The organism is Sphingomonas aerophila (assembly GCF_014199305.1).
In the GTDB taxonomy this organism is placed as follows: domain Bacteria; phylum Pseudomonadota; class Alphaproteobacteria; order Sphingomonadales; family Sphingomonadaceae; genus Sphingomonas; species Sphingomonas aerophila.
This window is the reverse complement of record NZ_JACIJK010000014.1, coordinates 16455-31143: the sequence shown is the minus strand read 5'-3', so window position 1 is coordinate 31143 and position 14689 is coordinate 16455. Positions and strand designations below refer to the sequence as shown.

Below are 14689 nucleotides of genomic sequence, written 5' to 3'. Positions count from 1 at the left end.
TATACCAGCCCGGGGCGTGAGATCGGTTAGGAGATGGATCATGACTCATCAGGGTCATTGTTTCTGTGGCGCGGTCCGGATCGAAGTGAGCGGTGAACCGGAAGCGATGGGCTATTGCCACTGCCAATCATGCCGCTCCTGGTCGGCCGCCCCGCTCAACGCCTTTACTCTTTGGCCCGTCGACGCCGTTCGCGTTACTGCGGGTGAGGAACTGCTGGCCACGTTCTCGAATACAGCGTTCAGCGAGCGCCAATATTGCGCGCAGTGCGGCGGCCACGTCATGACACGCCATCCAACGGTTGGACTGGTCGATGTCTACGCAGCGACTATCCCGTCCCACGATTTCGTACCGGGAGTGCATGTCAACTACGCGGAAACCGTCCTGCCCATGAAGGACGGCCTTCCGAAATTACGGGACTTCCCGGCGGAGCTGGGTGGCTCCGGGGAGCTAATCGCTGAATGAACATGGCGGACTCAGTCTGCTGCCCAGGCGAAGGACGCTGTTCGCCTGTCGGGTGATTTGCGCTCCCGCGACAGAGGCATACAAGTATTGCCATGCAGAAGCAGTCGGTCGCTGGCGACATGGCGGTGCCCCATGCTCCCGAACAGGGTCAGCGAGTCAGGCAGGTGGTCATCCTGGGCGGCGGCACCGCCGGATGGATGACAGCGGCGGCACTTTCCGGAACGTTTCGGAACGCGCTGCGCATCACTCTGCTCGAGTCCGAGGAGATCGGCACGGTCGGGGTCGGGGAGGCGACGATCCCGACCATTCACTGGTTCAACGACCTGGTTGGATTGGATGAGGCAGCCTTTCTCCGCGCCACGAAAGCGACCTTCAAGCTTGGGATCGAGTTCGTGGATTGGGCGGCGCCCGGCTCTCGCTATTTTCACCCTTTCGGCAGCTATGGAGTCACGCTGCCCGGCGTTCCGTTTCACCATCGCTGGCTGAAGGCGCAGGCCGACGGATTGAATATTCCGCTGACGGACTTGTCGCTGGCCGCCCGACTGGCGGCAGAGGGTCGGTTCGCCAAGCCCGAGGGCGGGCGACAGTCGATCCTGTCCACGCTCGGCTACGCCTATCATTTCGACGCCGCCCTCTATGGCCGGCATCTTCGCAACATTGCCGAAAGCGCTGGCGTCGTTCGGGTCGAGGGCAAGCTCCGCGATGTGCATCGGGATAGCGAAACCGGCTTTGTCACCGCGCTTTCGACCGAGCGGGGCGAGCGGCTGGCGGGTGACCTGTTCGTCGACTGCTCGGGCTTCCGGGCGCTGCTGATCGATGGCGTCATGGGTGCCGGGTTCGAGGACTGGTCGCATTGGCTGCCGTGCGACCGGGCCGTGGCGGTGCCCAGCGCGCGGGCGGCGGCCACGACACCTTTTACCCGGTCCACCGCGCTCGGTGCCGGCTGGCAATGGCGGATCCCGCTCCAGCATCGCACCGGCAACGGCTATGTTTATGCCAGCCGTTACCTGAGCGACGACGAGGCGGCTGCGACCCTGCTCGGCCGGCTGGATGGCGAGGCGCTTGGCGAGCCGAGGCTGCTGCGCTTCAAGGCCGGCGCCCGACGGCGACCGTGGAAAGGGAATGTGATCGCGATCGGCCTGTCCTCCGGCTTCCTCGAGCCGCTGGAGTCAACAAGCATCCATTTGATCCAGAGCGGGATCGCCAAGCTGCTGGCACTGTTCCCCGATCGCGACTGCGACCCGGCGCTCGCCGACCGGTTCAACCGGCTGTTCATGGCGGATATGGACACGATCAAGGATTTCCTGATCCTGCATTACCATGCCACCAGCGGCCGACCGGAGCCGTTATGGAGCCATTGCCGTGACATGACCCTGCCAGACTCGCTCGCTCTGCGGGAGGAGCATTACCGTCGATCGGGCCGCTTGATGCTCGACGCGGATGAGCTGTTTCGGGAGGCAAGCTGGCTGGCCGTGCTCAACGGGCAGGGTATCCGGGCAAAGGGTTACAACCCGGTCGCAGACGTGCTCGATCCCGCAACGAACCGGGCCCAGGTGGAGCAGGTAGCTCAGGTGATTGCGCGTGCTGCGCCCACCTTGCCACTGCATGAAGACGCCTTGGCGCGGGCGATGGACGCCGCGCGATGACCGCGGAAGACACCGATCGAGGCGGGATACAGCCGGCCATCACCGCACTACAAGTGGGCAGGGAAGCGCAACCGGTGATCGTGGTGGACGGGTTCCATCCCGACCCGGACAGCCTGCGGGCGGCAGCGAGCAGCGCCCACTTCAGCGCGGCACAGCGCCATTATCCCGGAATGAGGGCCCCGTTGCCTGCCACCTACTTCAGCGCCGTCAGGGCGACGCTTACCCTGGTCCTGCGCGACGCGTTTGGAGCGACGGGCGCAATCGACCTGATCGACGCCAGCTTCTCGATCGTGACCACCCCGCCTACCGACCTGACCTTGTCACAAAGGCTGCCGCATGTGGACGCGGTCGAGCTGACCCGGATCGCGCTGGTGCACTATCTGTCGCCGCAGGATCGTGCTGGCACAGCGTTCTTCCGGCATCGGCAAACCGGCTTCGAGCTGATCGATGCAAGCCGGAGCGCACCTTACTTTCAGGCCCTCAACGGCGAACTGGCCCAAGGCGCCGAACCGAGCGGCTATGTCGGCGAGGACGATCCTCGCTTCGAATGCACGGCCTGTATCGAGGCGCGCTACAACCGTGCCGTGATCTATCGCAGCGCCATGCTGCACAGCGGTGCGATCCCCCTAGCCGCCTCGCTATCCGCAGACCCGCAGGCGGGCCGCCTGACCATCACCGCCTTTTTGCTGGTGCGCTAAGCTGGGGCGGGCGGACTGCCAGGTACACCGTGCTCCAGAGCTGGGCCGCATTTGACTCGTCGACGTCCTGCTTGCCCACGCCAAAGGGGGTGACCTGATAGCGACCGCCGCGATACGCCCAGGACCAAAGCTCAGAACTCCGGGTCGCCTGCGTGGCGCTAATGGCTCTCCATAGTTCCGCCTGTTGGCGGACCAGCGCAGCGCGTGTCGGGGCGGGCAGATCGGTCCGGGCGATCTGCCGTTCGAGCCCGGCAGCCATCAGGGCTTGCTGCCACGACCACACCACAGTGCCATGGTAAGCAGTCGGAGCGAAGCGGTCCTGCACAGAGCGATCGGCCAAGACCGGGTTGGCGACAAGCATGCCGACCGGCGTCATCAGCCCAGCCGGAAACGGTCGCGCCACGGCCGCCAGATACACGTCGAGATCGGCCGCGCTGGGGTGGCCGAACAGAAGCGCGAAACCTTCGTCAGAGTGAATGATCGGGATCGGGCGCCCGCTGTCATCCAGCGCAATGGCATGAAAGGTGAGGGAGCGCCCCGCGAGCGCCGCCAAGGCGGGCTGTGCCGGCACGCGCAGCCGAGCCGAATAGCTGCGTATCGCGGTAGCTGCTGTTGCATTGGGCACGCTGTTTCGGAACAGCGCAGGTGCCTTTGCATGCCATGATTCCGCCAGCCACGCCGCCTGGGCCACCGCCGCGCGATCCGCCACGGCCATGTAGGGCTCCAGCAAACCCGAGCGCAGCAGCCGTGCCCCGGCCTCCAGCGCCGCAGGCACGAACACGGCGTTGACGTCGTAAGCGTATCGGCCCCGGCCCAAACCTTCTTCGCTGTCGCGCCATTGGCCCGTCAGCCGTCCCGCCTTTATCGCGACCAGACGCCGGAAGCCGGGGTCGCGTGCGAATGGTTGTGCCTGCCCGATCACGAAGCGCAGATTGCGGACCAGCGCGGTACCGGCCGGTTCGCTGGTTCCGGGTCGTGACTCGCTGTCAATCGGACGGGCGAGGAACGCGCGGGCCTGCTCCGTTCCGGCGGGGCCGAGCAGGTAATCGGCCGCAACCGGCGCCAGCATGAAATCGTCGTCAATCATGCCAAAATCGAGCGTCGCCGTCGCGCCACCGGTACGATCGTGCTGGTGCTCGACCGCGGCGAACTCGCCGATGCCCTCCTCATGGGCGACCTCACCGCGTTCGTTCAGGCGGGCCAGTACCGAGCCGAGGCCTGCCTCTATCGCGGCCGGGCGCAACGCCGGCATCAGCAGCCGGATCGACATGAGCGTGTCGCGCCCGAAATAGGTCTGGAAACGCCACGACCCGGCCAGGAATTTCTCGCGATAGCTGAGGAACCGCAGCGCATTGCGCGCGCCTGTATCCGCGCCGGCGTGCCCGTTCAGCAACTCGCTCTCGGCAAGCCCCGTCAGCGGCGGCTCACCCGTCGCGGCGGTCAGGCGCAACCGTATGCGTCCACTCCGGCCGGCAACGATGGTGGCTTGGGTCAGCCGACCCTCCAGCACCTCCAGTTTCATCAGAAAACCGGGTCGGCCGTCCAGCCGCTCGCGGTAAAGGCTGATTGTGTCGCCCGCGACGATCGGCTTGGCCGCGACCTCGGGCGGATAGCGTCCAACTGACTGGTAGTCGCGCAGGAAGCGAATGCTCGTGAGTAATTGCTGCTTCAGTGTCAGTTGGCGTGCATCGATGCTGGCGACGGTGACGATACCGTTCAGCGTGCCAGCGGCCCCGTTGGGCACTCGCAGCGTGAGGGGCCGGGGAGCCTGCTCCAACTGCCACGTCGCGGGCTTAGTGAGCGGGGCGAACCACAGGCCCACGCCGCTGTTGCCGGCGGGAAAGGCGACCAGAATCCGCGGGTCCGTTCCGTTCCGCAGCAACAGATGCGCCGCGACCTGTCCGTCACGAACAAAGGCGTTGAGATTTTGCCCTTCGGTCAGCTGATAGGCGAGTTCCGGCTGTCGCGTTTCGGGCTCAGCGCGGCCGACGCCAGTCACCAGCGCTGCCGCCAGTAGCGTGATCCCGATCCGCTTCATGTTCGAACTCCCGTATCGACCAGCAGGGCGCGACAGACCCGTCGGCCGCCGCGCCCCGCCTGCTCACCAGCCTCGCCCTGTCAGAAGCGCAAGGTCAACTGGCCGCCAAAGGTGGCGCCAACGATCCCGCGAGCGTAGAAATAGCCGTCGGTGATCGCCTGTGTTTGGCCCTGGCGCGGGTTGCCTTCCGTCAGGCCGATCACGTCGAACACGTTTTCGGCGTTGACGTTGAGTTGCAGGCGGTCGGTCAGGTTCAGCGTCACGCCGACGCTGGTCACGCCATAGGAGGGCAGGGCGACGCCATTGCCGTTGTCGGCGAAGATCTTCCCGACGAACTTGTATCGGCCATAAAGTTCGCCGAACCCGTTTGGCAGCGTAAGCGTCGGCGTGATGGAATAAAGCTGGGCTGGGGTCCGCTCCGGCCGGTTCCCCTCAAAGGCGGAACCCTGGTCCACCCCGTCGAGCTGCAGGTTCTTCAGCTTGGGCTTCTGGAACACACCCTGGAAGTTCACGGCGAACCAACTGGTGGGCCGTACCACCGCATCGATCTCGACACCTTCGGTGCGAAGGTCGGCGTTCAAGTTCTGTTGTTGCGAGGGATTCGTCGGGTTGGCGAAATTGTAGTTCTGATCGTTGAAATTGGTTCGGAAAACGGTCGCGGTGCCGCTGAAAAAGCGGCCATATTGGTAGCGGACGCCCGCCTCGTACAGCTCGATCGTGGTGATCGGGTCGGTGTTGTTGGTCTGAAACCCGTTTGCATAACGAGCGTAGATCGCCAGGCTGGGCGTGATCAGGTAGTTCGCGCCCACGGTCCAGGCGATCTTGTCCTGCGTGCGCTTGGTGATCGCGTACTGGCCGTTGAAGGTCGAGCCAACGGTGCGGACCACGCCGGCTGTGCCCGCCGGCACTGGCTGGTTCACCGCAGCCGCCTGGCCATCGCGGAACTCGCCATCGATGCTCTCCCAGCGAATGCCGCCGTCGATGCGCAGGTCCCCGATAGCAATCTCGTCATTGGCGTAGAGCGACACGGCGGAGTCCAGTCGTTCACGAATCCCCGCTCCCCAGTCGCCATAGGACACGAGCCCGTTGTCCGATAGGACGCCGATTTCCTGGTTCGGCGCATTGAGCGCGACGATGTCGTAGATGTCGCTGTTCGACCGCACGTCGTTGACGACGCTGGCGGTTGCGGACTGGTCCTGCGCGCGCTTGGAGTTGTAGTACATCGCGCCCACTGTGAGCGAGTTCTTGATCCTGCCGCTCTCGAATTCCCAACGCGCGCCGACGTTGGAGCCGAAGTCCCGGCCGTCGACGAAGTCGTGGTTCAAGGTGGTGCGCTGAAGAAAACCGTTGCCATTCAGAGCGTTCAGCTCCGCCACCTGATCGGACCCCAGGATCACGCCGGTGCGCAGGTTCTTGATGCCGAACCGTGTCAGGGTGGGGAATGCCGCGGTGCCCAGTGTCAGCAGGTCGTTGATCGGTGAATTCGTCCCGGGCGTGATGTAATTGACCGCGCTGGTCAGGCCCGCATTGCCGGTACCCGATCCTGGGAAGATGCCGTTGAAGTCATAGGAATATTTCAGATACCGCGCCCGGGCGAACAGCTCGATGGTATCGGTGATCGGCTTGTCGATGTCGAGGCGGACCTGGGCCGTCCTTGCCTTGATCCCGTCACGGCCGCGGAACTCGCGAAATCCCGAGGAGTGGGCGAAGGTGGAGACGGGCACGGCAATGTTGGTGAAGGAATCGCCGCCGATGTTGCCGAATTGCGTGTCGAGCCCCGGGATCTCCGCCGGCTTGCCATTGTCGTAGCGATAGGGCTGTGTGGCGTAATAGGCATTCTCGACATCACCACCGCGCGCCGACAGGCGGATGGAGCCGCCCCCGTCAAAGCGGTATTCAAGAATGCCCTTCAGCCGCCACCCGGCATAATCGAACGGGTTCTTGCGCACGCCCGGATTGGACTGGACATAGCCGCCGACGCTGAACGCCAGCTTGTCTGCTAAGGGCTGCGAATAGTAGAACTCGCCGCGTTTCAGCCCGTAATCGTAAAGGGTGAAGCGTGCCGATCCCTCCGGTTCATTGAAGTTGGGGCGGCGCGAGATGAAGTTGATGGTCGCGCCCGCGCCGTTCACGGTCAGGACACCGGACGAGCCGCCCTTCACGGCCTCCAACCGGTCGATCGTCAGATCCTGGTCGAAGAAGAAGTCGGCACCGCCGCCGCCGTACAGGATCGGCATGCCGTCCTCTTCCAACTGCACGAACCGCTGACCGCCGCCCTGGAGGCCGCGCACCGAGTAATTGTTCGATACCTGGCCCGCCGTGCCCTCGACAAAGATGCCGGGCACCAATTCCAGCAGGTCCGCAGTGGAGCGCGGCGCGCGCCGGTCGATCGCGCCGCGGTCGGCATAGGTGATGTCGGCCGACGCGGTAATCAGAGGGCGGTCGCGCGTGGTCTGTCCGGTGACGACAACATCGTCGAGGCTTTCATTGGTGACAGCTGGATTGGTGTCGGTGGTGCCGGGTTGCTGAGTGGTGCCGGGCGTGTCGCCTGGCACGGTCTGGGCAAAAGCGGTTGCGGGCAGCAACGTCGCGCCGGTGAGTAATGCCGCCCTGAACGCGACATGATCCAGTGTGCGCATCAACACTCTCCCATGTCCCTGTTTCCTTCGGGACTTATCCGGGAGCTTAGTCCCGTTTCGGGACAGCTTCAATCAACCGGTAGCCTGGTCCGGCCGCTTTGCGGGCGTGTGTTGCCGTGGCGTAACAGCAGGCAAAATTGCCCTTGCGCGGGCCGGTGACAATTAGTGCTCACGCCGACGCGGGTGTTTGACACCTAAACCCCTCCCGGTGCCGGCAATCCGTATTTGGCGTCTGGATTGAGTTCGGCCCGGGCTTCCGAGGTGGTCGGAGCAGCATAAAGGTCAAGAGCGTGGTCAGCGCTCCAGTAGGTCCGGATACCGCTCCAGCATCGCGCTCGCGACGCCATTGGTCCAGCCAAAGCCATCCTGGGTCGGGTACTCGCCACCGCCGCCGGGCTTGCGTTCCTCGACGTCGTATTTTTCGAGCATCTTTCCCGTTTCGCCATAGGCCGCGGCAACCGTGCCCATCCAGCGCCTGGCGATCTCCCGCGCAAGCGCCCGCTGTCCCGCTCGCTCCAGGCCGGCGACAGCGATCCATTGCAGCGGCGCCCAGCCATTTGGCGCGTCCCATTGTTGGCCGGTGCGCAAGGGCGTGGTCCGCAGGCCGCCCGTCGCCAGCATTGTTCGGCGAACGGTCGCTGCAGTTGCCCGTGCCTGTTGCGGAGACGCGAGCCCGGCGAAGAGCGGGTACAGCATGGCGGCCGACTGGCGCGGAGTTGGACCTCGGGTGACGCGGTCCCAATCGGCATAGCGGCCTTCGCGTCCGACCCAGAAATAGCGATTGATGGCTGCGCCACGATTGCGGGCGAGTTCATTGAAACGCGTTGAACAAGCGACGTCTCCGGCCGCCCCACATCGTTGTGCGATCGCCTGCTCCATCAGGTACATCAGGCTGTTGAGGTCGACCGGGACGATATCGGTCGTGCGAATACTGGCGAGGCTCTTAGGGTCGGCAAGCCAACGGCTGCTGTAATCCCAGCCGCTTTCCGCCCCTGCGCGCAAATGATGGTACATGATCGCAGGTGGCCGTGACGGGTCCTGCGCAGCGGTGGCAAGGTCCTCCGCATAAGATTCGTCGCGGGGGAGCGGGCGATCGTCCCAATAGCGATTGAGCAGCGTTCCGTTCGGCATTCGCACCACGCGGGCGCATGCGCCGGTCGCGTCGAGGCAGGAAGCGCCGCTCATCCAGTAAGCATGCTCGCGCCGGAGGGCGGCGAGCCGCCTTGCAGCAAGCTCTGGGCTGTTGTCCTTGGATAAGGCGAGCATCAGGGCAAAGAAGGGCGGTTGCGAACGGCCAAGATAATAGGTCCTCATCCCGTTCGGGATGTGGCCGTATCGTTCAACAACTGCGGTGAAGTCCGCGAGCATGGATTCCACCAGCGGCTGTTGACCGTCGACGGCCAGGCCCAGCATGGTGAAATAGCTGTCCCAATAGTACATCTCCCGAAACCGACCGCCGGGGACGACATAGGGAGCCGGCAATGACAGCGCCGAAGATCCCGTGACCGGAGGTTCGGGCTGGCGGACAAGCTTTGGCCAGAGCGTGCGGATATGGCGGCGCAGGTCCGCGGCGCCGCGATCATTCACCCCTGGGACAGTAAAGTTCTTGAGTACAAAGGCACGCAATGCGTCCGGCGCGGCCGGTTTGGCACGGCGATAATCAGCCAGGATCGCCTGGGGGTCGCGTTTCGGCACCGCATCCACAAAGGTCTTGCCGTCGGGGAACACTCGCGCGGTTTGGACAGCGACGAACAGCGGACCATAGGTGTCCTGAGGCGACGCTTGCTGCCCGCTCGCAGGGCCGGCGACCAACGCCAAGGCGCTTGCGAGCAGGAACAGCAGACCTCGAGGCCGGCCGACACTCGCCAGCCGCGGCGCTGATCGGTTCCTGTCAGGGCCGCCGTCGAACCGGTTTCCTGGCTTCACAAATCCGGACCTTATCAGAGTGGCGGGTGAGGCTATGTCGAGTTCCGAGAGCCGACAAGCCGGTATCTACCCCCGCTGCTCAGGGCGGGTTGAACAAGATAAGGCATCGACCGAAGCCATTGTTCGAGCCGGGCCTCGGAGGGGATTAAAGCCAAAACGTTGAACTGCCGGCGAGCTTCAGGGTGAGGCCCCTCGCGCTAACGGCGCAGGCGGTCGCGGGCGTCTTGCTGGCCGACCATGCCGGCTAGCGGCCCTGCGGTTCAGCCACTCGAATGCGTGAAATAAGGGACTCGACAATCGAAGCGAAACGATCGGGGTCGTCGAATGCCCGAGCGACCAGCATCGCGCCGTAAACTGCGGCCATGAAGTTCTCGGCTTCCATCTCCGGCGACGTCTCGAGCCGCATCGTTCCCTGGTGAGTGCCAAGGGCCAGCACGTTCCGGAGCCACTCGGCAAGATCGGCGAAGTGGCCGCGCACCGCCGTCGCGATCTGGTCGGGAAGGCTGGGTAGCTCCGCGGCCAACACCCCTGCCAGACAAAACGGAGCGCTCTGATCCTTTATGCAGCGTTCCCAATAGCCCGTGTACATTCGCAACTGGTCCATGGCCGCCGGCGAGCTATCCTCCAGCGCGGCGATCTGCTCGCGGATCCTTGCGCGTCCCTGCTCAACCACGGCGACCACAAGGTCCACCTTCGATGGGAAGTGATGGTGGATGCTCGGCTTGCGAATGCCATAGCGCTGGGCAAGGTCCGCATAGCTGAACCCATTATAGCCGCCGAGCATGATCAACTGGCGTGCGCCATCGACCAGCTTTTCCGCAGTATTGCCTTGCGCAGCGATCACTAAGCCTACCTCCTGATAGGTCAGATATAGGCCGATCGCCATGGACCGCAACGCGCTCGGCAGCCGGACAGGATTGGCCTTTGCAGTACCATCGGTGATCCGAAAGCCGGAGCCATGCTTGGCGAAAGCTGTTGACAGAGTGGACTACCTATCAGTAGGTAGGTGCCGAAGATAGGAGAACAGCCATGTTGTCACGCACCGTCGAAAACAGCCCGAGTCCATCATCCTCGGCCTGGCTCAAGAGCTACTATTTTGCCCGGTTTGCCTTTTCGGCGATCTGGGTCGCAATCGCGTTCACCGTGGCCAGGCACGTGCCGACGCTCGCGGCCGTGATGCTCGTCGGCTATCCATTATGGGATGCGGTCGCGAACTATGTTGACGCTGGCCGCAGTGGAGGCCTGGCGCGAAACAAGAGCCAGATGCTGAACTTCGTCGTGAGCATCGTGACAGCGATCGTCGTTGCCGTGGCGCTCGGTCAGAGCAACTACGCCGTACTGGAGGTCTTTGGTGTGTGGGCCGCGTTCGCTGGCTTGTTCCAACTCGTGACCGCTGTCCGGCGCTGGGCATCTTTTGGCGCGCAATGGGCGATGATCCTCAGCGGAGCCCAGTCCATCCTCGCAGGTGCCTTCATGCTAAAGATGGCGGGTGGCACCGAACCGGTCGGTATCGCCAATATCGCGCCTTATGCAGCCTTTGGCGCCTTCTACTTCTTCGTGTCGGCGATCTGGCTGACGGTAAGTGATGCCCGCCGCAGCGTCGGAACCGCCGCCGCCTAAGTCGCTGTCGTCTTCAAGAACTTGAGCTGCCCTCATCGGCGGGCGCCGGACAGCGCCCCTTGAGCAGCTCGCAACGTCATCACTGAAAGGATGGATCATGCCCATTGATGTCAAATATCGCACGACGGCCGCGACGACCGGGGGCCGCGAAGGCCAGACCCGGACGCTGGACGGGACCCTTGACCTGAAGTTGTCCACGCCAAAGGAGCTTGGCGGCGCGGGAGGCGATGGGACCAACCCCGAACAGCTGTTCGCGGCCGGCTACTCAGCTTGTTTCCTCAGCGCGATGAAGGCGGTCAGCCCGAAACTGAAGGTCCAGGTCCCGGCGGATGCAATTGTCACCGCAACGGTAGGCATCGGTGGGCGAGCCGAGGGCGGGTTTGGGCTGGACGTTGCGCTCGATGTAGCGTTGCCCGGCCTCAACCAGGCGGACGCGGAACGGCTGGTCGAGGCCGCTCACCAGGTCTGTCCGTACTCGAACGCCATCCGTGGTAACGTGGACGTTCGGCTGGCCCTTGTCTGATCGGAACGGGCCTGCATCGTGCAGGCCCGTCCCAGCACTCCGCCGTTCTCACGACCGGCCAAGATGCGATTTCGAGGTGAAGATACGATGCGCAACTTCGACGCCATCATCATCGGGGCCGGTCAAGCCGGCCCGCCTCTCGCCGGGCGGCTGAACGATGCGGGCATGAGCGTGGCCATCATCGAACGACACCTTGTCGGCGGAACGTGCGTCAATACCGGGTGCAAGCCCACCAAGACCCTCGTGGCCAGCGCCTATGCAGCCCACACTGCGCGGCGGGGCGGCGATTATGGCTTCTCCGTCGGGGGGCCGATCACCGTCGACATGAAGGCAGTGGCCGCGCGGGCGGCAAAAGTCATCGTCGACTCACGCGAGGGCAACGAAAACTGGTTGTCGAACATGGACCATGTTGAGTTGATCCGCGGTCAGGCCCGATTCGAAAGCGCCACGGAGATCGCCGTTAATGGTGAGCGCCTGACCGCGCCACGCTTCTTCATCAATGTGGGCGGCCGTGCCAGCGTGCCCGAGATGCCCGGCGTGGGCGACGTGCCCGTCCTCACGAACACCGACATGGTCGCCTTGGACGTCCTGCCACGGCAGCTCGTCATCGTGGGTGGCAGCTACATCGGGCTGGAATTCGCCCAGATGTATCGCCGCTTCGGATCGGAGGTGACCATCGTCGAGCGCCAGGATCGACTCATCGCTCGGGAGGACCCGGACGTTTCGGCCGCGGTGCGAGGGATCCTTGAAGCCGAAGGTGTCGTCGTGCGCACGGGCGCCGATTGCATCGGTTTTGCGCGGGCTGGGGAGGGGATCGCGGTTGCGGTGGACTGCGCGGATGATGCGCGCCCGATCGCGGCCACACATGTACTCATGGCGGTCGGTCGCCGGCCCAACACGGACGACCTCGGCCTCGACGCAGCCGGCGTTGCCGTCGACAGCCGAGGGTTCATTACCGTCGACGATTATCTGCAGACCAATGTCCCCGGTATCTGGGCGTTGGGTGATTGCAACGGCCGCGGCGCGTTCACCCATACAGCGTATAATGACTTCGAGATCGTGGCGGCCAATCTGCTTGACGGTGAGGACCGTCGCGTCAGCCAGCGCTTGCCGGGATACGCCCTCTACATCGACCCGCCGCTCGGCCGCGTGGGAATGACCGACGAGCAGGCCGGCCGGAGCGGACGCCGGCTGCTCTTCAGCAAGCGACCCATGACCCGCGTTGGCCGCGCGGTGGAGAAAGGTGAAACGCAAGGCTTCATGAAGATGGTCGCCGATGCGGATACCCGCCGCATTCTGGGCGCAGCAATCCTTGGCACGGGTGGCGACGAGGCGATCCACGGCATTCTCGACATGATGAACGCTGACCAATCGATCGACACGTTGCGCTGGGCGGTGCCGATCCATCCAACCGTGTCGGAGCTAATTCCCACTGTTCTGCTCGACCTCGCGACCGCTTTGCCGGACGGGTGAGCGGGGAACGCTCAGCCGAACAGATGCACTGTTTCGGCCAAGCTAATGACCGCCTGATCGCGCTCGATGCACGAGAAGTGGAAAAGCGCGGCCGAGCTTCGCTTTATGCAGCTGCGCAAGACAACGCTCCGGGAATTCCGCCAGGTTATGCTTACGCCAACTTGAAGGAGCCGATCTGCACGGGCCAGGTAGTCTCACTGACAGGCTCGCGAGCGTCGAGGTGACGGGTTCGACCAGCTCCTCACGTCCTCCGCTGTGAACGGGCCGAGTTCCAGAGCCCGGGCAGGCGTCGAGAACGCTTGGGCTGTCAAATCCGGGCTGAAAGCAAGCCGCATGGACGGCGATAACTCAGGCGACGCATCGGATGTGACGCCGTATGCGACGGCGATGACCAGACAAGCGCATTCCGGGGGGATCACCCCGGGCCTTACCGCCATGTTCTCTCTCGCCTGCGGACTGTTGGTGGCGAACACGTACTATACCCAGGCATTGATCGGTGAGATCGCGCCGGCATTGGGCTTGCACGGCGGGGTGGCGGGTCTCGTCGTCACCTCCATCCAATTGGGCTATGGCGCGGGCTTGTTCTTCGTTGTCTCGCTCGCCGATCGCGTCGAGAACAAGCGCCTGATCCTGCTGCTGACGAGCGGCGCCTGCATGGGACAGTTCGGCACCTGGATGGCGGGAGGACCGGCGAGCTTCCTCCTGTTCTCGTTCATGACCGGCTTCTGCTCGGTGGGCGCCCAAATCATGGTGCCGCTTGCCGCGCACCTTGCCCCTGACCAGAGCCGGGGCAGGGTAGTGGGCAACATCATGGGCGGCCTGATCACCGGCATCATGCTTGCCCGTCCCGTGGCGAACGGTCTTGCTGCAGTGGCGGGCTGGCGTGCGATCTTCGGCTTGTCTGCGATCATGATGGCGGTGCTGGCGGTTGTGCTCGCGCGCATCGTTCCGGAACGACGGCCCAAGCCCGGATTGCGCTATGGCCAGCTTCTGCTGTCGGGCCTTTCGATGCTCGCCAGTACACCGGCCATCCGGCGCAGGACCGCTTACCAGGCGCTGCTCTTCGCTTCGTTTAATCTTTTCTGGACGGCCATACCGCTGCTTCTCGCCAGCCGCTTCGGCTTGGGGCAGGGGGGCATCGCGCTGTTCGCGCTCGCCGGAGCGGGCGGTGCTCTCGCCGCTCCTGTTGCCGGGCGGCTCGGCGATCGGGGGCATGTCAGGGTTGGGACAGCGGTGGCGCTCGCGTCGGCAACCATCGCCTTCCTGATCGCCGGCTGGGCAGCGGTCGCGCACGCATTGATCGTGCTGGGTGCAGCGGCGGTGCTCCTCGATGCGGCGACCCAGATGAACCAGGTGCTCGGCCAGCGCATACTGTTCTCGATCGCGCCCGATGCCCGCGGACGCATCAACGCGGTCTACATGACGGTCGTCTTTCTTGCCGGAGCGCTCGGCTCGACGCTCGCCACTCTGAGTTTCGATCAGGGAGGATGGACCGCAACGGCTTCCGTAGGCGCCGGACTGGTCGCAACGGCCTTTCTTCTTTTCCTGACAGAACGGAATGCAGCGGCCGCTTGAAGAGAAGGGTTCGTCGCGCAAACAGGCTTTCGCTGCGACAATCTCAAGAATCTCATCGCCAGTCGAAATGCACTGCGCGCGCCTGCGC

The 14689-nt window shown here is 64.2% G+C and carries 11 protein-coding genes; 7 read left to right on the top strand and 4 right to left on the bottom strand.

All coding sequences use genetic code 11. The annotated features are described in order from the left end of the window. Positions 1 to 40 precede the first annotated feature (40 nt). From FHS94_RS17475 to FHS94_RS17465, 3 genes are all read left to right on the top strand, one after another. Positions 41 to 463 carry a GFA family protein gene (locus FHS94_RS17475; protein WP_184060288.1) on the top strand — a complete coding sequence of 141 codons (423 nt, stop codon included), beginning with the start codon at positions 41 to 43 and terminating at the stop codon, positions 461 to 463. A gap of 92 nt (positions 464 to 555) precedes the next feature. Then, positions 556 to 2109, top strand: coding sequence for a tryptophan halogenase family protein (locus FHS94_RS17470; protein ID WP_246348840.1), 1554 nt, complete (start codon positions 556 to 558; stop codon positions 2107 to 2109). Further along, positions 2106 to 2807 (top strand): DUF6445 family protein, encoded by a 702-nt coding sequence (locus FHS94_RS17465; RefSeq protein WP_184060286.1) that lies wholly within the window; start codon positions 2106 to 2108, stop codon positions 2805 to 2807. The genes FHS94_RS17470 and FHS94_RS17465 overlap by 4 nt, the downstream gene beginning before the upstream one ends. On the opposite strand, the gene FHS94_RS17460 is transcribed toward FHS94_RS17465, so the two are convergent. The 4 genes from FHS94_RS17460 to FHS94_RS17445 all read right to left on the bottom strand — a co-directional run bounded on the left by FHS94_RS17460 (position 2782) and on the right by FHS94_RS17445 (position 10296). Beyond that, entirely contained in the window at positions 2782 to 4845 is a 2064-nt protein-coding gene (locus tag FHS94_RS17460) for a hypothetical protein (protein ID WP_184060284.1), read from the bottom strand. The two genes, FHS94_RS17465 and FHS94_RS17460, sit on opposite strands and share 26 nt — an antisense overlap. Positions 4846 to 4925: 80 nt before the next feature. Further along, positions 4926 to 7484 carry a TonB-dependent receptor domain-containing protein gene (locus FHS94_RS17455; protein WP_184060282.1) on the bottom strand — a complete coding sequence of 853 codons (2559 nt, stop codon included), beginning with the start codon at positions 7482 to 7484 and terminating at the stop codon, positions 4926 to 4928. A gap of 294 nt (positions 7485 to 7778) precedes the next feature. Beyond that, entirely contained in the window at positions 7779 to 9410 is a 1632-nt protein-coding gene (gene treF / locus FHS94_RS17450; protein ID WP_343055344.1) for an alpha,alpha-trehalase TreF, read from the bottom strand. Between the two features lie 244 nt (positions 9411 to 9654). Further along, positions 9655 to 10296: a TetR/AcrR family transcriptional regulator gene (locus tag FHS94_RS17445; protein WP_184060280.1), complete on the bottom strand. Its 642-nt coding sequence runs from the start codon at positions 10294 to 10296 to the stop codon at positions 9655 to 9657. 143 nt (positions 10297 to 10439) lie between these two features. Between FHS94_RS17445 and FHS94_RS17440 the strand changes: the two genes are divergently transcribed. The 4 genes from FHS94_RS17440 (at position 10440) to FHS94_RS17425 (ending at position 14601) form a co-directional block, all read left to right on the top strand. Next, positions 10440 to 11030, top strand: a complete 591-nt coding sequence (locus FHS94_RS17440) for a DUF308 domain-containing protein (protein WP_184060278.1) — start codon at positions 10440 to 10442, stop codon at positions 11028 to 11030. Positions 11031 to 11127: 97 nt separating this feature from the next. After that, on the top strand, positions 11128 to 11553 hold the full coding sequence (locus tag FHS94_RS17435) for an organic hydroperoxide resistance protein (RefSeq protein ID WP_184060276.1): 426 nt from the start codon (positions 11128 to 11130) through the stop codon (positions 11551 to 11553). Positions 11554 to 11640: 87 nt separating this feature from the next. Then, positions 11641 to 13026 carry an FAD-containing oxidoreductase gene (locus tag FHS94_RS17430; RefSeq protein WP_184060274.1) on the top strand — a complete coding sequence of 462 codons (1386 nt, stop codon included), beginning with the start codon at positions 11641 to 11643 and terminating at the stop codon, positions 13024 to 13026. A gap of 333 nt (positions 13027 to 13359) precedes the next feature. After that, positions 13360 to 14601: an MFS transporter gene (locus FHS94_RS17425; RefSeq protein WP_246348829.1), complete on the top strand. Its 1242-nt coding sequence runs from the start codon at positions 13360 to 13362 to the stop codon at positions 14599 to 14601. Positions 14602 to 14689 lie beyond the last annotated feature (88 nt).

Excerpts from the sequence above, each read along its gene's own strand:
- FHS94_RS17445 (WP_184060280.1), bottom strand. The coding sequence starts at position 10,296 with ATGGCGATCGGCCTATATCTGACCTATCAGGAGGTAGGCTTAGTGATC.
- FHS94_RS17465 (WP_184060286.1), top strand. The coding sequence starts at position 2,106 with ATGACCGCGGAAGACACCGATCGAGGCGGGATACAGCCGGCCATCACC.
- FHS94_RS17435 (WP_184060276.1), top strand. The coding sequence starts at position 11,128 with ATGCCCATTGATGTCAAATATCGCACGACGGCCGCGACGACCGGGGGC.
- FHS94_RS17470 (WP_246348840.1), top strand. The coding sequence starts at position 556 with ATGCAGAAGCAGTCGGTCGCTGGCGACATGGCGGTGCCCCATGCTCCC.
- FHS94_RS17475 (WP_184060288.1), top strand. The coding sequence starts at position 41 with ATGACTCATCAGGGTCATTGTTTCTGTGGCGCGGTCCGGATCGAAGTG.
- FHS94_RS17425 (WP_246348829.1), top strand. The coding sequence starts at position 13,360 with ATGGACGGCGATAACTCAGGCGACGCATCGGATGTGACGCCGTATGCG.
- FHS94_RS17440 (WP_184060278.1), top strand. The coding sequence starts at position 10,440 with ATGTTGTCACGCACCGTCGAAAACAGCCCGAGTCCATCATCCTCGGCC.
- FHS94_RS17455 (WP_184060282.1), bottom strand. The coding sequence starts at position 7,484 with ATGCGCACACTGGATCATGTCGCGTTCAGGGCGGCATTACTCACCGGC.
- FHS94_RS17430 (WP_184060274.1), top strand. The coding sequence starts at position 11,641 with ATGCGCAACTTCGACGCCATCATCATCGGGGCCGGTCAAGCCGGCCCG.
- FHS94_RS17460 (WP_184060284.1), bottom strand. The coding sequence starts at position 4,845 with ATGAAGCGGATCGGGATCACGCTACTGGCGGCAGCGCTGGTGACTGGC.